15 protein-coding genes are annotated in these 19179 nt (G+C 66.0%); 8 read left to right on the plus strand and 7 right to left on the minus strand.

Translation table 11 applies throughout. From position 1 onward, the window contains the following. The first annotated feature begins 39 nt into the window (after positions 1-39). The 4 genes from IEX41_RS04445 to IEX41_RS04460 all read left to right on the plus strand — a co-directional run bounded on the left by IEX41_RS04445 (position 40) and on the right by IEX41_RS04460 (position 4679). A complete protein-coding gene (locus IEX41_RS04445; RefSeq protein ID WP_229672918.1) occupies positions 40-1533 on the plus strand; it encodes an inorganic phosphate transporter in 1494 nt (497 codons plus the stop codon). Positions 1534-1663: 130 nt separating this feature from the next. After that, positions 1664-3091: a YcjX family GTP-binding protein gene (locus tag IEX41_RS04450; protein WP_188788989.1), complete on the plus strand. Its 1428-nt coding sequence runs from the start codon at positions 1664-1666 to the stop codon at positions 3089-3091. Continuing rightward, positions 3088-3645, plus strand: a complete 558-nt coding sequence (locus IEX41_RS04455) for a GNAT family N-acetyltransferase (protein WP_229672919.1) — start codon at positions 3088-3090, stop codon at positions 3643-3645. The genes IEX41_RS04450 and IEX41_RS04455 overlap by 4 nt, the downstream gene beginning before the upstream one ends. Next, positions 3642-4679 (plus strand): YcjF family protein, encoded by a 1038-nt coding sequence (locus IEX41_RS04460; RefSeq protein ID WP_188788990.1) that lies wholly within the window; start codon positions 3642-3644, stop codon positions 4677-4679. Before IEX41_RS04455 ends, IEX41_RS04460 begins: the two co-directional genes overlap by 4 nt. Before the next feature lie 231 nt (positions 4680-4910). Here the strand turns inward: IEX41_RS04460 and IEX41_RS04465 are convergent, their stop codons facing one another. Beyond that, positions 4911-5171: a hypothetical protein gene (locus IEX41_RS04465; RefSeq protein WP_188789271.1), complete on the minus strand. Its 261-nt coding sequence runs from the start codon at positions 5169-5171 to the stop codon at positions 4911-4913. 520 nt (positions 5172-5691) lie between these two features. Between IEX41_RS04465 and ileS the strand changes: the two genes are divergently transcribed. The 3 genes from ileS (at position 5692) to IEX41_RS04480 (ending at position 11483) form a co-directional block, all read left to right on the plus strand. Further along, positions 5692-8622 (plus strand): isoleucine--tRNA ligase, encoded by a 2931-nt coding sequence (gene ileS, locus IEX41_RS04470; RefSeq protein WP_188788991.1) that lies wholly within the window; start codon positions 5692-5694, stop codon positions 8620-8622. 791 nt (positions 8623-9413) lie between these two features. Then, positions 9414-10421, plus strand: coding sequence for a serine hydrolase domain-containing protein (locus IEX41_RS04475; RefSeq protein ID WP_188788992.1), 1008 nt, complete (start codon positions 9414-9416; stop codon positions 10419-10421). Positions 10422-10568: 147 nt separating this feature from the next. After that, positions 10569-11483, plus strand: a complete 915-nt coding sequence (locus tag IEX41_RS04480) for an autotransporter domain-containing protein (RefSeq protein ID WP_188788993.1) — start codon at positions 10569-10571, stop codon at positions 11481-11483. A gap of 309 nt (positions 11484-11792) precedes the next feature. On the opposite strand, the gene IEX41_RS04485 is transcribed toward IEX41_RS04480, so the two are convergent. Then, positions 11793-13871, minus strand: a complete 2079-nt coding sequence (locus IEX41_RS04485; protein ID WP_188788994.1) for a bifunctional sulfate adenylyltransferase/adenylylsulfate kinase — start codon at positions 13869-13871, stop codon at positions 11793-11795. A gap of 205 nt (positions 13872-14076) precedes the next feature. Further along, a complete protein-coding gene (gene trxB / locus IEX41_RS04490) occupies positions 14077-15081 on the minus strand; it encodes a thioredoxin-disulfide reductase (protein ID WP_188788995.1) in 1005 nt (334 codons plus the stop codon). Positions 15082-15275: 194 nt separating this feature from the next. Between trxB and IEX41_RS04495 the strand changes: the two genes are divergently transcribed. Beyond that, positions 15276-15776: an Lrp/AsnC family transcriptional regulator gene (locus tag IEX41_RS04495; protein WP_188788996.1), complete on the plus strand. Its 501-nt coding sequence runs from the start codon at positions 15276-15278 to the stop codon at positions 15774-15776. Positions 15777-15879: 103 nt separating this feature from the next. Here the strand turns inward: IEX41_RS04495 and IEX41_RS04500 are convergent, their stop codons facing one another. From IEX41_RS04500 to IEX41_RS04515, 4 genes are all read right to left on the minus strand, one after another. Next, positions 15880-16560: a Hint domain-containing protein gene (locus IEX41_RS04500; RefSeq protein ID WP_188788997.1), complete on the minus strand. Its 681-nt coding sequence runs from the start codon at positions 16558-16560 to the stop codon at positions 15880-15882. A gap of 483 nt (positions 16561-17043) precedes the next feature. Continuing rightward, complete coding sequence (locus tag IEX41_RS04505) at positions 17044-17187, minus strand: hypothetical protein (RefSeq protein ID WP_188788998.1); 144 nt, start codon at positions 17185-17187, stop codon at positions 17044-17046. Positions 17188-17349: 162 nt separating this feature from the next. Further along, positions 17350-18105: a peptidoglycan editing factor PgeF gene (gene pgeF / locus IEX41_RS04510; RefSeq protein ID WP_188788999.1), complete on the minus strand. Its 756-nt coding sequence runs from the start codon at positions 18103-18105 to the stop codon at positions 17350-17352. After that, positions 18102-19163 (minus strand): class I SAM-dependent methyltransferase, encoded by a 1062-nt coding sequence (locus IEX41_RS04515; protein WP_188789253.1) that lies wholly within the window; start codon positions 19161-19163, stop codon positions 18102-18104. The genes pgeF and IEX41_RS04515 overlap by 4 nt, the downstream gene beginning before the upstream one ends. Positions 19164-19179: the final 16 nt, after the last annotated feature.

The raw sequence follows: 19179 nt of genomic DNA on the forward strand, positions 1-19179 counted from the left end.
CACAATGCGCCGGCCTCCCAGCGATCCAAGGACCCCCACGTGACACAGCACGACCAGACCGGCACCGACGCTTCCGAGCGCCAGTGGAAGACGCTCGACCAGGACCTCAACCGGCTGTCCCGGCTCGAGGCCGCGACCATGTACACCTCGCGCTCGCTGGTGGGGATCGGCGTGTCGCTGGCCTTCGTCACGCTGGCCGCGCTCTCTGCGGCGCTGCTGGTGGGGCAGGAACCGCAGGGCCTCGTGGTGGCGGTGGCCGCCGCCTTCGGCGCCTACATGGCGCTCAACATCGGGGCCAACGACGTGGCCAACAACATGGGCCCGGCGGTGGGCGCGCGGGCGCTGTCGATGCTGGGCGCCATTGCCATCGCCGCCATCTGCGAAACCGCCGGGGCGCTGCTGGCGGGGGGCGACGTGGTCTCGACCATCTCGAAGGGTATCGTCGATCCGGCGGGGCTGTCGGATGTGCGGGTCTTCGTCTGGGCCATGCTGGCGGCGCTGCTGTCCGCATCCATCTGGGTCAACCTTGCCACGGTGATCGGCGCGCCGGTGTCCACCACCCATTCGGTCGTGGGCGGCGTCATGGGCGCGGGCATCGCGGCGGCGGGCCTCGGGTCGGTGAGCTGGCCCACGATGGGCGCCATCGCCGCAAGCTGGGTCATCTCTCCGCTGCTGGGGGGCGTCTTCGCCGCCGCCATGCTGGCATTCATCAAGTGGAAGGTGATCTACGTCGAGGACAAGATCGCCGCCGCCCGCACCTGGGTGCCGGTGCTTATCGGCTTCATGGCCGGGGCCTTTGCCACCTACCTGTCGCTCAAGGGCCTTGGCAAAGTCATCGACATCGACATGGCCCACGCGCTGCTGATCGGCATCGCTGCCGGGGTCGTCGTCGGCTTCGTGTCGGTGCCGCTGGTCAAGCGTCAGTCCGAGGGGCTGGAGAACCGCAACCGGTCGCTCAAGGTGCTGTTCCGCCTGCCGCTTGTGGTTTCAGCGGCGCTGCTGTCCTTTGCTCATGGCGCCAACGACGTGGCGAATGCGGTCGGCCCGCTTGCGGCGGTGGTCTATGCCCAGCAGTCGGCGGGCGTTGCCGGTGAGGTGTCGATCCCGCTGTGGGTGATGGTGATCGGTGCGCTGGGCATCTCGTTCGGCCTGATCCTCTTTGGGCCGAAGCTCATCGGCATGGTGGGCAACCAGATCACCAAGCTGAACCCCATGCGCGCCTATTGCGTCGCCCTTTCGGCGGCGATCACGGTGATCGCTGCGTCGTGGCTCGGGCTGCCGGTCAGCTCCACCCACATCGCCGTTGGCGGCATCTTCGGCGTCGGATTCTTCCGCGAATGGTACATGGAGCGCAACCGCCCCGGCCGGGTCAAGGGCGCGGCCCGTCCCCTGGCAAGCCGCGAACGACGCCGCCGCAAGCTGGTGCGCCGGTCGCATTTCATGACCATCGTCGCCGCCTGGGTCATCACCGTGCCCGCCGCCGCGATGCTGTCAGCTCTGTGCTTCTGGGCCCTGCGCGCCATGGGCGTCTGAGCCCTAACCCCGGCCCGCCCACGGGTGGCCGGGGCCGCAGCACTGGCAAGATGCCGCCTGCAACTCTATCTAACGCACGTACCCACGCGGATTTCGCGCCGGGCAGCGACGACAGACAGGGAGACCGCACTTGGTCATCGGACACTTCGCCGACAGCATCACCCGCAGCCTTGGCAACGTCACGGACACGCTTGCCCAGCCGTTCACCGAACCGGTGATCCGGCTTGGTGTGACGGGGCTCAGCCGGGCGGGTAAGACGGTGTTCATCACCTCACTGGTGGCGAACCTGCTGGACCGCGCGCGGATGCCGCAGCTGGTCGCCGAGGCCGAGAACCGTATCCTTGCCGCCCACCTGCAACCGCAGCCCGACGACACCATGCCGCGCTTCGACTACGAACAGCATCTGGGTGCGCTGACCTCCGCCACGCCGTTCTGGCCCGAGGGAACCCGCGCCGTGTCACAGCTGCGCCTGTCGCTGAAGCTGCGGCCCACCGGCCTGCTCGCGGGGGTGTCCGGGGCGCGCAAGGTCCACCTCGACATCGTGGATTACCCCGGAGAATGGCTGCTTGATCTGGGGCTGATGGACAAGACCTACGACCAGTGGGCCGCCGACACCCTGTCGCGCCTTGCCAAGCGCCCCGGTGGAGAGACCTACCTTGCGATGGCCCGCTCCGAGGACGGCTCTGCCCCCTTCGAGGAGCCGCGCGCCAAGGCGCTCGCCGCCAGCTTTACCCAGGCGCTGCACACCGCGCGCAACGCGGGCTTTTCCGACTGCACCCCGGGGCGCTTTCTGCTGCCCGGCGAGAAAGAGGGCAGCCCCGCGCTGACCTTCGCCCCCCTTCCCCCTGTGGCAGACGCACCGCGCAAATCGCTTCAGCGCGAGATGGAGCGGCGGTTCGAAGCCTACAAGAGCCAGATCGTAAGGCCCTTCTTCCGGGACCACTTCAGCCGCATCGACCGGCAGGTTGTTCTGGTGGACGCGCTTGGCGCGATCCACGCGGGGCCTGCGGCGGTCGAGGATCTGCGCCGCACAATGGCCGAGATCCTCGGAGCCTTCCGCCCCGGCGCCAACGCCTTTTTGCAAAGCCTGCTGCTGGGCCGCCGGGTCGAGAAGATCCTCTTTGCCGCCACCAAGGCCGACCACCTGCACCATTCCCAGCACGGCCGGCTGTCGGCGATCATGGAGGCGCTGACCCGTGACGCCCGTGACCGGGCGCGCTTTGCCGGGGCCGAGACGCACTCCATGGCTATTGCCGCCCTGCGCGCCACGGTGGAACAGACCCTGCCCCACGAGGGTCGCAGCCTTGATTGCGTGCGCGGCACATTGCTGAAGGACGACGGCACCCGTGGCCGGGAAGCGGCGTTCTACCCCGGAGAGCTGCCACAGGATCCTGGCCGCCTGCTCGGCGTGGCCCGCGAAGGGGCCGAGAAATGGCTCGACGGCGATTATTCCATCATGCGCTTTGCCCCGGCACCGCTGTCGCTGAAGCCCAATGAAGGCCCGCCGCATATCCGGCTCGACCGGGCGGCACAGTTCCTCTTCGGGGACCGGCTGTGATCCGCCTGCGCCCCGCCGCGCCCACGGACGCCGGCAGCCTCGGGGCGATGATGACCGAGGCCACAGCCGAGCACGGTTGGAAGCCGCGCCTACACAGCGGAGCCGAAGACATCGCCCACGCGGGCGCGATGATCGACCGGGGCTGGGTGTCACTGGCCGAGGGCCCCACGGGCGAGCCGCTGGGGTTCATGGCCCGCGAGGGGGCTTACGTGCATGCGCTTTTCGTCGCGCCCGGCGCCCGGCGCGGCGGCATCGCGCGACGGCTACTGGCGCAGGCGCAGGCCGCCTGTGACCGGCTGGAACTCTGGGCTTTCGAAGCCAACACTGCAGCGCGCGCGTTCTATGACAGCGCCGGGTTCGAGATCACTGCGCGCGGCGACGGAGACCGCAGCGACGAGGGTCTGCCCGAGATCCATTACCGCTGGACCGCGCCGGTCGCCACTGCGCGCGCCACAAACGTTTCCGAACCCTCCGAACCCTCCGAACCCTCCGAACCCTCCGAACCCTCCGAACCCTCCGAACCCTCCGAACCCTCCGAGGAGCGCAGCCGATGAGCCATCCCGAAGACAAGGCCAATCGCGGCCCCGTGCTGATCGAGCTGGGCGACGACAGCCCCCGTATGACCCCGTCGGACGCTCCGCCCGTGCCCGAGCCCGAAGCCGCCCCCGGCCTGCCCGAGGGGCGTGCCATGGCCACCGCTGCCGCCCTCGCGGCCCGTCGCCCCTCGCGGCTGGCGCGCTGGTTCTGGGCGCTGCTGGGCGCGCTGGTGTCGGCGCTGGTGTCGATCGCCGCATGGCGCTTTGTCACCGACCTCGTGGCCTCTGTGCCGGTGCTGGGCTACGCGCTCAGCGCGCTAATGGTGCTGTTCGTGATGGTGGTGCTGCTTATTGTCGTCAAGGAACTGGCCGCCCTGTCGCGGCTCGGGACCGTTGACGCGCTGCACCGCGCCGCGGACAGGGCGCTGGCAGACGACGACCTCAAGGCTGCGCGTGCCACGGTGGACAAGCTGGCCAAGCTCTATGCGGGCCGCGATGACACCGCATGGGGACGCGAGCGCCTGCGCGACCGTTCGCCCGAGATCTTCGATGCCGCTGGGGTGCTGGGCCTTGCGGAAAACGAGCTTCTAGGGCCTCTCGATGCCGCCGCGCGGCGCGAGGTCGAGGCCTCGGCCCGGCAGGTGGCCACCGTGACCGCGCTGGTGCCGCTGGCGCTGGCGGACGTGGTGGCGGCGCTTGGGGCGAACCTTCGCATGATCCGCCGCATCGCCGAGATCTATGGCGGGCGGTCCGGCACGCTGGGCAGTTGGCGGCTGACCCGGGCGGTGATGTCCCACCTCGTGGCGACGGGGGCCGTGGCCGTGGGAGACGACATGCTCGAGCCGATCCTCGGAGGAGGCATTCTCGGCAAGCTGTCGCGCAGATTCGGCGAGGGGATGGTGAACGGCGCCCTGACAGCCCGCGTCGGCGTTGCCGCGATGGAGGTCTGCCGCCCCCTGCCCTTCGCAGCAGGCAAGCGGCCTTCGGTGCGCTCGATCATCCGCACGTCGCTCGCGGGCCTCGTGACCACCGGCGGCAAGAGGGACCACTGAAAGGCGCGCGATCGACCGCCGGAAACCGCACATCCCGTCGGTGCCGGCCGCCCCCGAAGTCGCCAAACGAAGCAACGGCCTTTTCGCCATGACCGTTTCGCCTTGATCGTTTCGCCATGGGCCGACGGCACCGCATGGCGCAGGCGAGTGGCTCTGCTCGGCAGGCGTCGAATATGCTGGCGGGGCTGGTCAGATCATCAGCACGGGCGTCTGTCCGCCTGCGCTGAGTCTCTAGTCCACCGCCACCGGAGCCGCATAGGCCCCGCCGTCGCCCGAAAGGTCGCGTGTGGTGGTCAGTGCATCGAAGGCGACAAACACCCCGAGGCTCAGCAAGACCCCGAACACCGCCAGGGCTGCGCCATCAAAGCCGCGCAGGTCGTCCGCATCCGGCTCGTCTGCCGGATCCAGCGCCGGGATTGCCCGGTCGCGTGCCCGCTGCTGCGCCGGATCGGGCGCAAAGCTTTGGGAAATATCGTGGTTCGTGATGGACATGGCAGCGTCCTTGAAAGGTTGGACCGCCCCGTTGCGACGCAGTGCAGAACGCGGCGCAGCAGGGAGAGGCTCGGGAATGTCCGGACCGGCGAGCAGTGCCGGACCGTAGTCAACGCTGCATTGCATCGTTTTCGTTCCACTGTCTCGGAGGGAAATCCGCCCCCTCGAAACGAGGCGAAATGCCGCTCATGGACGAGTTTTCCACGGGCCGGTTCCCGCCATGAGGGCGCTCGAAAAACGGGCATCACGCAGGGTTCCGCCCAACCGGCGCGAAAGGCACGGAAATCCGCGCAACCAAGTGGATGGCCCGGCAGCCCCGCAGCATTGCGTCCCCGGCGCCACAGGCTCTGGACCATTGCCCGCCCCACCCCTATAAGCGCCGCCATGATGGGACGTTTCGAGATCATCATTCGAATTACCTGCCCGGCGCTCTGACTTCAGGAGTCGCCGGGACAAGGCGTATGGACCCGCCGCGCCGCACCATCCTTCCAGACAGTTACAGCCACCGGGACCGCAAAACATGTGCGCCGATACCACTGCCGATACCCCTCAGGACCTGCCCGACTACAAGGACACGCTGAACCTTCCCAAGACCGACTTTCCCATGCGCGCGGGCCTGCCCAAGCGTGAACCGGAATGGCTGGCCCGCTGGAACGAGATCGCGGTCTACGACACGTTGCGCGAGCGCGCCGAGGGCCGCACGCCCTTCACCCTGCATGACGGCCCACCCTATGCGAACGGCCATCTGCATATCGGCCACGCGCTGAACAAGACCATCAAGGACATGATCGTGCGCTCGCACCAGATGATGGGCCACGATGCGCGCTACGTTCCGGGCTGGGATTGCCACGGCCTTCCCATCGAGTGGAAGATCGAAGAGCAGTACCGCAAGAAGGGCAAGAACAAGGACGACGTGCCGGTCATCGACTTCCGCCAGGAATGCCGCAAGTTCGCGGAAGGCTGGATCGACGTGCAGCGCGACGAGTTCAAGCGCCTCGGGATCACCGGCAACTGGGCCGATCCCTACCTCACCATGAACTTCCACGCTGAGCGCGTCATCGCCGAGGAATTCATGAAGTTCCTGATGACCGGCACGCTCTATCAGGGTTCCAAGCCCGTGATGTGGTCGCCGGTGGAACAGACCGCCCTCGCCGAAGCCGAGGTCGAATACCACGACAAGGAGAGCTTCACCATTTGGGTGAAGTTCAAGGCAGAGGGCGCCAGCGACCTCGCCGGGGCCTATGTGGTGATCTGGACGACCACCCCCTGGACCATCCCGTCGAACAAAGCGGTGGTTTACGGCGCGGACTATTCCTATGGCCTTTACGAGGTCACCGGCACGCCGGACGACTGCTGGCTCAAGGTTGGTGAAAAGTACCTTCTGGCCAACAAGCTGGCTGAGCAGACCTTTGCGAAGGCACGCCTGTCGGACGACCAGTGGACCAAGGTCCGCGACGTCGAGACCGCGGAATTCGAGGCACTCTCGCTGCTGCACCCGCTTGCCGGGGTCGAGGGTAGCGAGGGCGAATGGGACCAGCCCCGCGACTTCCGCGCCGCCGACTTCGTCACCGACGAGGAAGGGACCGGCTTCGTGCATTGCGCCCCCTCGCACGGCATGGAGGAATACGAGCTTTACCGTAACCTCGGGATGCTCGAGCAGGTCATCACCTACAACGTGATGGACGACGGCGGCTTCCGCGCCAACCTGCCCTTCTTCGGTGGCAAGTTCATCCTCAACCGCAAGGGCGGTGAAGGCGATGCCAACAAGACCGTCATCGATAAGCTGGCCGAGGTTGGCGGGCTGATGGCGCGCGGCAAGATCAAACACTCCTACCCGCACAGCTGGCGGTCCAAGGCGCCGGTGATCTTTCGCAACACGCCGCAGTGGTTCGCATCCATCGACCGCGCCGTGGGCGATGGTCAGGACACGTACGGCGAGACGATCCGCACCCGTGCCCTGCGCTCCATCGACGAGCTGGTGAAGTTCACGCCGCAGTCGGGCCGCAACCGCCTGTATTCGATGATCGAGGCGCGCCCGGACTGGGTGCTGTCGCGTCAGCGGGCATGGGGCGTGCCGCTCACCTGCTTCATCAAGAAGGGCGCTCTGCCCACTGACGAAGGCTTCCTGCTGCGCGACGACGCCGTCAACGCCCGTATCTGCGAAGCCTTTGAGGCCGAAGGCGCGGACGCGTGGTATAAGGATGGCGCGAAGGAGCGCTTCATCGGCGACGCGGCGAACCCTGACGACTATGAGCAGGTGTTCGACGTGCTCGACGTGTGGTTCGACAGCGGCTCGACCCACGCCTTCGTGCTGCGCGACCGCGAGGACGGCACCAAGGACGGTATCGCGGACGTCTATATGGAAGGCACCGACCAGCACCGCGGCTGGTTCCACTCCTCACTGCTTCAGGCCTGCGGCACCAAGGGCCGTGCGCCCTATCGCAACGTGGTCACCCATGGCTTCACGCTGGACGAGAAGGGCAACAAGATGTCCAAGTCGCTCGGCAACACCGTGGCACCGGATGACGTGGTCAAGCAGTACGGCGCAGACATCCTGCGGCTCTGGGTGGCGCAGGCGGATTACACCGCCGACCAGCGCATCGGGCCGGAGATCCTCAAGGGCGTGGCCGACGGCTACCGCCGCCTGCGCAACACCATGCGCTTCATGCTGGGCGCGCTTGGCCACTTCGAGGAAAGCGACCGGGTGGACCCGGCGGACATGCCCGAGCTGGAGCAGTGGGTATTGCACCGCCTCGCGGAACTCGACGGGATCGTGCAGGAAGGCTACCGCGCCTATGATTTCCAACACGTCTTCCAGGCCGTGTTCAACTTCTGCACACTGGACCTGTCGGCCTACTACTTCGACATCCGCAAGGACGCGCTTTACTGTGACGGCGACACACCGCGCCGCCGTGCCGCGCGCACGGTCATGGACCTGCTGTTCCACCGCCTGACCACCTGGCTGGCGCCGATCCTCGTCTTCACCATGGAAGACGTATGGCTCGACCGTTTCCCTGGCGATGCGTCCTCGGTGCACCTGCAGGATTTCCCGGTCACCCCGGCGGAATGGAAGAATGACGCGCTGGCGGCCAAGTGGGCCAAGGTGCGCAGCGCCCGCCGCGTGGTCACCGCCGCGCTGGAAATCCAGCGCACCGACAAGGTGATCGGCGCCTCGCTCGAGGCGGCGCCAGTGGTCCACGTCGAGGACGAGGCGACTCTCGAAGCGCTCAAGACCGTGGCCTTCGAGGATCTGTGCATCACCTCCGGCATCGAGCTGTCGGCGGATCCTGCTCCGCAGGAAGCCTTCCGCATGGCAGAGGTGCCGGGCGTTGGCGTGGTCTTCGAGAAAGCCGATGGCGAGAAATGCCAACGCTGCTGGAAGATCCTTCCCGATGTGGGCACCCATGCCCACCCCGCCACCTGCGCCCGCTGCAGCGAAGCGCTTGGCTGAGCATTCAGGGGGCCGCCCACGCGGCCCCCTTTTTTCTTGCTGCCCGGGTTTTCTTGCACGCCCCGGCCCGGCTCCCTGCCGAAAACGTCCATCGGCCTCGAGAATCCCGCGCCAGTCTACGTCCCGCTGCACCGTTGCCGGGAGCCAGTCGGAAGGTGGGCTTTGGTCTCACTGGCTCATGATATTCGGATTTCGTGGTATGTTTCCTCCGTCAGCGATGGAGCACCCCCATGCGCTGGCGATCCTTCATCTTTACCCTCCCTGCCTTGCCTTGAGACACGCCACCACGAGCACGCAGCGGCTCGCGACGGGCTCTACACCGGTCCCGACCCGGCGCGCGGACCGCAGCAGCGCCTCTTAGGAGCTGAGCGACCGGGCTGGGAGCAAGCGCTGATTGCTGCGCTTGAGGATCTGCCAACAAGCGTCGTCATCAGCCCCGGCAACCAGCGCAGCCCTGACAGCGCTGCACGATTTACAGCCAGCCCGGGGGATCGCCCCGCAGCGGGTGCCACAGGAGGCTTCCACCGGCGCGCTTGGAGGGGTGGCCCGTGGGGTGAGTGTGATCTGGATCGGCAACAAGGGCAGCCGCACCAGCAACCCGGGACGTGCTGATCCTGCCGGGCGCACCTCTGCTTATTTGCGGTGCGATTGCCAACTTGCGCAGCGAAGACGCAGCCCGAGTGTCCGTCGAATGCCGCAGCTACCAGCATCTCACGGCCACGTGACCCCACGTGACGGCAGTTCAGCAACCTTTGCCTTACAAACCGCGCGAATGCCTCCAGATCATGGACATGCCTGATCTCACCGAGCCCGTCATACCGACCCGCCGCATCTTCGCCCTGACCGCCGCCGCCGCGCTGGCCTGCCCCGCCGTTCTGCGCGCCGCGCCCGGCGACATCCGAGACCGTGCGCGCGGCCTCGACCAGCTGCATGCCATCATGGTTCAGCGTGGTGACGAGGTGTTGGTGGAAACCGCGCCGCGCGGGCCGGGACTCGACGGGTTGGCCAACGTCAAATCCGTGTCCAAGAGCCTGCTGGCGCTGATCCTCGGCGGGGTGATCAAGGACGGGGGTGTGCCCGGCGTCAATGCCACCCTGGCCCAGGTCGCCCCCTCTCTTCTGCCGAGTGATGCCACCGAGGGAACCGAAGAGCTGACACTCGAAGACCTCGTGACACTGCGCATGGGGCTCGAGCGCACGTCGGGGAGCAACTACGGCGCCTGGGTGAGTTCGAACAACTGGATCGACTACGTGCTGACCCGTGACCGCGTGGCCGAGAATGGCGGGCGGATGCTCTATTCCACCGGCACCACCCACCTGCTTGGAGCGGCGTTGGCCACCGCTACCGGCGACAGCCTTCTGACCCTTGCGCGGCGGCACCTCGGCCAGCCGCTCGGGATCGAGATCCCGCCCTGGACCCGTGATCCGCAGGGCTTCTACTTCGGCGGCAACGAGATGGCCCTGACCCCGCGCCACATGCTGCGCGTCGCCCTTGCCATGCGCGACGGCGGGCGCATCGACGACCGGCAGGCGCTGCCCGCAACCTGGGTCGAGGCCAGCCAGCGGCCACGCACCCGGTCGCCCTACTCGGGTCTGAGCTATGGCTATGGCTGGTTCCTCAGCCGGTCCGGCTGGACGCTGGCGCGCGGGTACGGTGGGCAGGTCATCGCTGCGCATCCCGGGCGCGATCTTGCAGTGGCTATCACCTCGGACCCGCTGCGTCCGGCACGGTCGGCGGGATATTTCGGCGACCTCATGGATCTGCTCGACGGCCCAATTCTTGATCTTGGAAGAGCTTGACGCGAGGTCGCCTTTAGCTGGAGCGAAAACGTGATTTGAAGCGATTCACCTTGGCCGTTATCGCGGGGATGTCCGCGCTGGGAGAGCCACCGTGGCCCCCGGATTCCAGAATGACGCCCTGCAATAGAACACGAGCTTCGCTGCCCCATGCATGCGCTGATCGCAAAAGTCATATTGCCCGCGCTTTGCGCGCTGACCCTGCCCGGCCCCGCCACGGCGAACGAGGAAGATCTGCGCTATGCCCTCAAGCGCGGCGCCTCGACCACGCTGGCCACCGACATCTCGGCCCATGAGTCGGCGCTGGGACGGGTGATGACCGGCTACCGGCACGTGAACCTCTATGGCAACGGGCTGTTCCTGTCGACGAAGGCCCGGCCCAATATGGCCCGGGCCTGGGCGGCGTTCCACATGACCGATTACAACGGCGACACCCGAGGGGCGAGCCGCCGCATCCTGCTGGGCTACGATCTTCCGGTGATGAACCGCAGCCGGCTGGGCTTCGTGCTGGGGATCGGGAAAGCGGATCTCGACACCGGCGGCGAAGAAATCCATAGCAGCGCCCTGTCCTTCGGCCCCCACCTCAAGACAAGGCTGGGCAAATACCTGCGCCTGCGCACATGGGCCACGCTGTCGCGCCCGGCCTACCGGTTCTCGGGAGATAGGGTGCATGCCACCCGCGTAGGGGCCGGAATGCGCGCTGGCATCGACCGAACGTTCGAGCTCGTCAAGCTGTCGGGCTCCGCTTCTTTCGGCTATTCGCATCAGCGGGTGCCGGGCACCGGCCGCCTACGCGGGTTCGAGATCACCCGCGCGAACACCTCCCTGACAACCCGCGCCACCTTCTACCCGCAGAACAACTGGCGGCCATATCTCGATTTCGGACTGTCCCGCGGGATGTGGCGCAACGACGACGGGAGCGACGCCTACAGCACCCCAAGCATGGCGGCAGGTCTGCTGTGGAACTACAAGAAGCGGTCGATCTCGGTGTCGGTGGATGGCCGGCAGGTGTTCGATCCTGCGATGCCCCTCAAGCTGACAACGAACTACCGCCTGACGTTCTGAGCCACGCGAAGACGAAAGCCACTGGCTGATGCTTTCCCCCGCAAGCGCGGCCCGAGGTGACGTGATCGCTTCAGGGCATGGATTTTACCGGCGTTGCGATACGTCCTTGCGGCGCTTGGTCGAGGCAACCCACTTCTCCGTATAATGTCAAAGGCACATCCGTCCGCCTGACCGCATCCGCGAACCTTGGAAGATATCTTGGGCGGTTGTGGCTTGACCGGGCGCAATGGCCACAGCACACCAACGTCCCCAATCACAAAAAAAAGGGCGCCCCGAATGGGACGCCCCTTGTCTTGACTGTCGCAGCGATCAGAGACCGGCGATCAGACCCATGCTTTCCAGCTTCAGGATCACCTGATGGGCGCAGTTGTCGACCTCGGTGCCCTCGGTCTCGACCCGCAGCTCGGGGTTTGCCGGGACGTCGTAGGGATCGGAGATGCCGGTGAACTCCTTGATCTTGCCTTCGCGCGCCAGCTTGTAGAGGCCCTTGCGGTCACGGCGCTCGCATTCCTCGATCGTGGTGGCAACGTGCACCTCGACGAAGGCGCCGAACTGCTCCACGTCCTCACGCACCGCGCGACGGGTTGCCGCGTAAGGCGCGATGGGTGCGCAGATCGCGATACCGCCGTTCTTGGTGATCTCGGACGCGACATAGCCGATGCGGCGGATGTTCAGGTCACGGTGCTCTTTCGAGAAGCCCAGCTCGGACGACAGGTTCTTGCGGACGATGTCGCCATCCAGAAGCGTCACCGGACGGCCACCCATTTCCATGAGCTTGGTCATCAGTGCGTTCGCGATGGTCGATTTGCCCGAGCCCGAGAAGCCGGTGAAGAACACGGTGAAGCCCTGCTTCGAGCGCGGCGGCTTGGTGCGGCGCAGCTCGGCCACCACCTCGGGGAACGAGAACCATTCCGGGATCTCGAGGCCTTCCTGAAGGCGGCGGCGCAGTTCGGTGCCGCTGATGTTCAGGATGTTGACGCTGTCCTTGTCGGCAATCTCGTCGGCGGGCTCGTACTGGGCGCGCTCTTCAACGTAGACCATGTGTTTGAACGGCACCATCTCGATGCCCATTTCCTCTTCGTGCTGCTTGAAGAGTTCCTGTGCGTCATAGGGTCCGTAGAAGTCCTCACCGGCGGAATTCTTGCCGGGGCCCGCGTGGTCGCGGCCGACGATGAAGTGAGTCACGCCGTAGTTCTTGCGGATAAGACCGTGCCACACGGCTTCGCGCGGGCCAGCCATGCGCATTGCGAGCGGCAGCAGCGACATCGAAGTGGTCGAGGCCGGGTACTTGTCGAGAACCGCTTCGTAGCAGCGCACGCGGGTGAAGTGATCCACGTCGCCGGGCTTGGTCATGCCAACGACCGGGTGGATCAGCAGGTTGGCCTGGCTCTCACGGGCGGCCCGGAAGGTCAGTTCCTGGTGCGCGCGGTGCAGCGGGTTGCGGGTCTGGAAGGCCACGACCTTGCGCCAGCCGAGCTTGCGGAAATAGGCGCGCAGCTCGTTCGGGGTGTCGCGGCGGGCGCGGAAGTCATAGTGCACCGGCTGCTGGATGCCGGTGATCGGGCCGCCGAGGTAGATCTTGCCCGCGGTGTTGTGCAGGTAGTTGACCGCCGGATGCGCGTCATCATCGGCGCCAAAGACCTTTTCGGCCTCGAGCGACTTGTTCGGCTCCCACTTGTCGGTGACGGTCATCGTGGCAAGGATCACGCCTTCCTGGTCACGCAGGGCGATGTCCTGGCCCAGCTCGATGCTGTCGGCGAACTTTTCGGTCACGTCGAGGGTGATGGGCATCGGCCAGAGCGCACCATCGGCAAGGCGCATGTCGTTGACGACGCCGTTGTAGTCCTCTTCGCCGAGGAAACCCTTGAGCGGGTAGAAACCACCGTTCATCAGCAGCTCGAGGTCGCAGATCTGGCGCGGGGTCAGGTCGTGGCTGACCAACTCGCCGGCTTCAACCTTCAGCTTCTGGGCACTGTCGTAGGACACGAACAGCTCGGGGATGGGTGCAAGATTGCTTTGCATTAGTCTGGTCCTTGTCGTTGTAGGGACGTAGCTGCTGGCAGAGCCTGTCAGCTCGGCGTGAAGCGCCTGGTATTCGCGGAATTTCCTTGCAAGGAAGCGGTCCGCAAGCCGGGCCTTTTCCACCGCGCCGCGCGATGTCAGCGCATAGGCGAAACGCTGGCGCCGGTCCGGCCCCTCACGTTCGCTGATCTTTATGAACCCTGCCTCGGCAGCTGCCCGAAGCTGTGCGTTGAGCCGCCCCAAAGATACCCCTATCGCCGCCGAGATCGCACGCTGCGATGCGTCCGGCGTCAGGTCGAGCTGGCGCAGGAGCTGGAAGAGGTTTCCCTCTTCCTCGGTCATGGATTTGGCGACGGGCGCGGACATGGCAAGCGACTCAAAGTCTGTTCACGCGTGAACGCATCGCATGGTTCGCCGTTTCGCGGAACCCCTGATTTCATCAGGAGATCATTTTTCAGGCGATGCGTGCAAGGATCCGCCGACCGGGTCTCGGCTGTGCGCATCGCGCCAACGAAAACCGCTCCTGCGGCGGGCGCAGGAGCGGCTCGTGTCGTCGTTGGTGCTGACAGGCTCAGTGGCTGGCGTCGACCGGGGCGCCATAGCCCAGCGGCAGAGCTTCGTCCTTGCCCCCATCCAGGTCCTGCTCGGCCAGCCAGCGCTCGGCCTCGAGCGCGGCCATGCAGCCCATGCCCGCCGAGGTCACCGCCTGTCGGTACTTGTGGTCCGTCAGGTCACCGGCGGCGAACACACCGGGGATCGAGGTGGCGGTGCTGTCGGGCCGCGTCTTGACGTAGCCGCCCATGTGGGTCTCGAGCACGTCCTTGACCAGCTCATTCGCGGGCGCGTGGCCAATGGCGACGAAGACGCCCTTGCAGGGGATCTCGGAAACCTCTCCGGTCTTGACGTTCTTCACCTTCACGCCGGTGACGCCCTTCGGGGTATCCTCGCCCACCACTTCCTCGAGCGCATGGAACCACAGCGGCTCGATCTTGGGGTTCTTGGCAAGGCGGTCCTGAAGGATCTTTTCGGCGCGCAGTTCGTCGCGACGGTGGATCAGGGTAACCTTGGAGGCGAAGTTGGTCAGGAACAGCGCTTCTTCGACGGCAGTGTTGCCGCCACCGATGACCACGATCTCCTGCCCGCGGTAGAAGAAGCCGTCACAGGTGGCGCAGGCCGATACACCAAAGCCCTTGTAGGCCTCTTCGCTGTCGAGCCCGATCCACTTGGCGCGCGCGCCGGTGGCAAGGATCACCGCATCGGCGGTGTAGGTGGTGCCGCTGTCGCCATGCGCCACGAAGGGCCGCACGTCGAGATCCAGCTTGGAGATGATGTCACCAATGATCTCGGTGCCCATGGCACGGGCATGCTCTTCCATGGAGACCATGAGGTCAGGGCCCTGCACCTCGGTGTGGCCGGGCCAGTTCTCGACCTCGGTGGTGGTGGTCAGCTGGCCGCCCGGCTCGAGTCCCTGCACGAGGATCGGCTCCAGCATGGCGCGGCTGGCGTAGACACCGGCGGTGTAGCCCGCAGGGCCGGAGCCGATGATGAGAACCTTGGTGTGACGGGTATCGGACATGGGAAAGCCCCTGCTCATGTGAATCGTGGCGCGTTGGGGCTGCATATAAACGCGGGAAGGTCCGACGCAAACCCCACCACCGGTTGCACAGGGGAAATGCAGCATCGCACAACAATCTTACACAGATATGAAACTTTATTGCGCCGACCGCGGCTGGTGATATAACAATCGCGAATTCAGCGAAAGGACTCCAGATGCCCGGACACCGGCTTGACCCGATCGACAGAAAGATCCTGGCCGAGCTTCAGGCGGACGGTCGCATGACCAATGTCGAGCTTGCCAAGCGCGTGGGGATTTCTGCCCCGCCCTGCCTCCGGCGGGTGCGCACCCTTGAGGAACAGGGCTTCATACGCGGCTACCACGCCGAGGTCGACCCCCGCGAACTGGGATTCGAGGTGCAGGTCTTTGCCAGCGTCGGACTGCAGAGCCAGGCCGAAACCGACTTGCGCGCCTTCGAAGAGCGCTGCCGCGCATGGCCGCTGGTCCGCGAATGTCACATGCTGAACGGCGAGGTGGATTTCATCCTCAAATGCGTGGCGCCGGACCTGTCGACATTCCAAAGCTTCCTCACCGGCGAGCTGCTGACCGCGCCCAACGTGGGATCGGTCAAGACGTCGCTGGTGATCCGCGGCGCCAAGGACGAACCGGGCGTGCCCTTCGATGTGCTCGAGGAACGGCTGAGCCGCAGCGCCTGAGCCGCGCCAAGTCTTCGCGAAGGACTATCGCGCTGGTGCTGCCTGCCTGAGCTTCAGGCCTGGGCTGCGCGGCAGGCGCGGTGGCCCCTGGCGGGTCGCCGCCTCACACCGCCGACAGCGATTCGAGCACTTCCCGGCTGGTGCGGGTCATCGTCAGTTCGCCAAAGTCCTGAACCACGTCCACATTGGGGAAGATCGACAGGAACTGCGCCCGCAACGCACCGTTCGACAGTTGCGACAGTGCCTTGCCCGGATGGTAGGTTTCCATCGCCATGCCGCCCACCATGATGGTGCCGTGATGGCCCAGCATAAGGTGATAGAGCTGCACCGCGCCCACCGGCGTCACCGTCACGATCCGGTCGCCGTCGGCGAAATCCGACACCGGGACCAGCACCCTGTCCTGCCCGATCAGCGCCTTGAGCCGGGGCCGCTGCACCACCATGCGCGCCGCCGGACCGACCAGCACATCCCCCAGAGGGCGGCTTGGCCCGAAGGCATCCGAGGTGATCCGGGTGAGTGAGGCCAGCGTGGTGGCATCGTCGTCGATCCCCGGCACGTAAGTGGTCGAGCCGATCCACGTCACCGGCTGGCTGCCCGCGTTCGATTCGACGTAATCACCGGGGATGAGGTCCTCGATGGCGACGGGGCCGCGCACCGTTGGGATGAGCGTACCGCGCGCAAAGGCAGTGGTTGCCTCTTCAAACAGAGGCGTGGCCGGGGCGACGCGGCTGGTGGTTGTGATGGACAGATCGCTCAGCAGAGCGGCGGCCTCGTAGCGGCGCATGAGAGAGGATGCGCGTTGAGGCCGCCCGGCCCGGAGAGACGGTTCGCGAGCGATCTGAAGGGAAACCGCTTTGGTAACGGACGACTGCGACTCGTAGTGACGCGACATGTGACAACCCCTTTCAGGTTGGTCACATCCGTGCTGGCCCCCACCAACAACGACAGAAGGACGATTTGCGGTATTCGTTGACCGCGAATTGGCCGCAATCCGGCCAGTCTGTCAAAATTGAAATAGCTTCACGTAAGGCGCGCGATCAATCACAGGTTTTTTGATCGATTGTCCATAAAACTCGAGGCCAAGCGCCACATTCTCAGCCGGTACATGGCGAATCGTGACGCTTGATCTTCCGCCCCACCCGGCGCCGCCTCTGGGGTTTCGCGTCCCAGCCCGCGTATGTCCTGTCCCGTCGTCACGGCAGACTGACGCAAGAAGGGGCCCGGCGGGCCCCTTCGATCAAGTTGCGATGCTTGAAAATTATTGGGATCAGGCGCTCTTGCGCAGCGCGGTCTGGCCATTGCGGCGGGCCATGGCTTCGGCGCGGCGCGGGCCACGGGTCCAGGGCAGTTCGACCTCAGCCATTTTGGCGGTGCTGATCACGGATTTGATGAAACGGCTCTGCTTGCTCATAGCGTCTGCTCCTGTGTCCCCCTGCGTCGGGCTGCGTTTGTCTATCTGCCTCGTGACGCAGAATTTTCCGCGTCCCTGAACCAAACATGCTGCCCGATTGGGGCGCCTTCTTGTCGCGCCTCAGACAATTTCTGGAAAACATCGGGATTGTTTCGACCGAAGTCAGAGACGGATGGCCGAGATCAGCCGACCGTAATCCGCCGCCTTTTCGTGACAGGACCGGCGGTACGAAAAGAAACGCCCCGGATCCGAGTACGTGCAATGGCGAGTCCACTCTGCTTCGACTCCCTCGGCCCGCATCTTTGCAAGGCTGAATCCCGGCAGGTCGAACTGCATGCGGTCGCCCTCGCCCCCGGCGAAATGGCGGGCGTTCTCCTGATCCTCGGCAAGGAACGTGTCAAAGAACTCGGGGCCGACCTCGTAGTTGCGCTGGCTGATGGTGGGTCCGATCACCGCGCGGATACCCTCGCGGGTGGCCCCCAGCGCCAGCATCGCCTCGATCGTCGCCTCAAGCACGCCATCCACCGCGCCGCGCCAGCCTGCATGGGTGGCACCGATGACGCCGGCCTCGGGGTCCGAGAACAACACCGGCTGGCAATCGGCGGTGAGCACCGCGATGGCAAGGCCGGGGGTGGCGGTGACGATGCCGTCCGCTTCGGGCAGCGGGGCTTCAAGCGGGCCGTCCACGGTGACCACGCGCGCCGAATGGGTCTGGCTGACATTGACCAGCCGTTCCACCGGGACGCCCATGGCGTCAGCCACGCGGGCGCGGTTGATAGCGACGATCTCGGACTGGTCCGACGATCCATTGCCACAATTGAGCCCGGAGAACACGCCGGACGACGCGCCGCCCCTGCGGGTGAAGAAGCCGTGATGAACCGGCGCGAGAAGATCGGAGGTGATGATTTCCAGTGTCATTCAGCAAGTCCGGGCGGCACCGGGGTGCCTGCGGGAAAGAGTCCGAGGGTCCGGAACAGCGAACCCATTTCCTGAGGGTGCGTCAACCGGCGATGTGCAGCGACGTGGCTGTCAAGCGCCCCACCCGAGAGCCGGGCGGCAAGCGCATGCGCCCGGGCAGTGATGCCCAGCCGTTCAAGAAAGACGCCCTGCGGCACGTCATCAGTGGCCTCACAGGGCGCTGCGGCGGCCAGAGCGCCAAAATCCACGTGGGCCGTGAGGTCCGCCTCTCCCGGAGCCTCGAGCGGGGACACCTTTTCGTGACGGCGAACCGCCTGGAAGGTATCGCCGAGGCTGCGGCTGCTGCCGTAGTCGATGACAAGCGCGGCACCGCCATGTCCGGCGATGCGCCGCCCGATCTCGGCAATGATGCCGGTGGCCGGGGCGCAGGTCTCGACAAGATCGCCTTCGACGGTGTCCCCTGACCGGTGCTCCAGCGCCGCCACGGGCGCGGGGTCCGTCAGGCCGAAGGCTAGGGCACCGTCCGACACGCCGATGACCCGCTCGGACCAGCCGTCCCCACTGCGCAGGAACTGGCGAATCGGCAGGGCGTCGAAGAACTCGTTGGCCACGAGGAACAAGGGCGCCTCGGGCAGCGTCTCGACACTGTCGTGGAAGGTCGGCGAAAGCGCGGCCAATGCCTGGGCTTGGGCGGTCTTTAGTGCCGGGGACGCCTCGACCAGATGCAGCTGTGCCGCCTCGAGCAGCCCGGGCACCGAGGCCATGGCGCGGGTGGCATCGGTCATCAGCGTGCCGCGCCCCGCCCCAAGTTCGGCCAAAACAAAGGAAGAGGGCTGCCCTTGGTCCAGCCAGCATTGCGCCAGAGCTAGGCCCAGCATCTCACCGAACATCTGGCTGATCTCGGGGGCGGTGGTGAAATCGCCGCCCCGCCCCAGAGGATCGCGGGTGGTGTAATAGCCGTGTTCGGGATGGAGCAAACACATCGCCATGTATTCGGCAATGCTCATCGGCCCTTCCGCAGCTATGCGCCGGTGCAGGATGGCTTCGAGCGGCGTTATGCCCGGATGCGTCATG

The sequence above is a fragment of the Salipiger pallidus genome (genome assembly GCF_014643635.1).
GTDB classification, from domain to species: domain Bacteria; phylum Pseudomonadota; class Alphaproteobacteria; order Rhodobacterales; family Rhodobacteraceae; genus Salipiger; species Salipiger pallidus.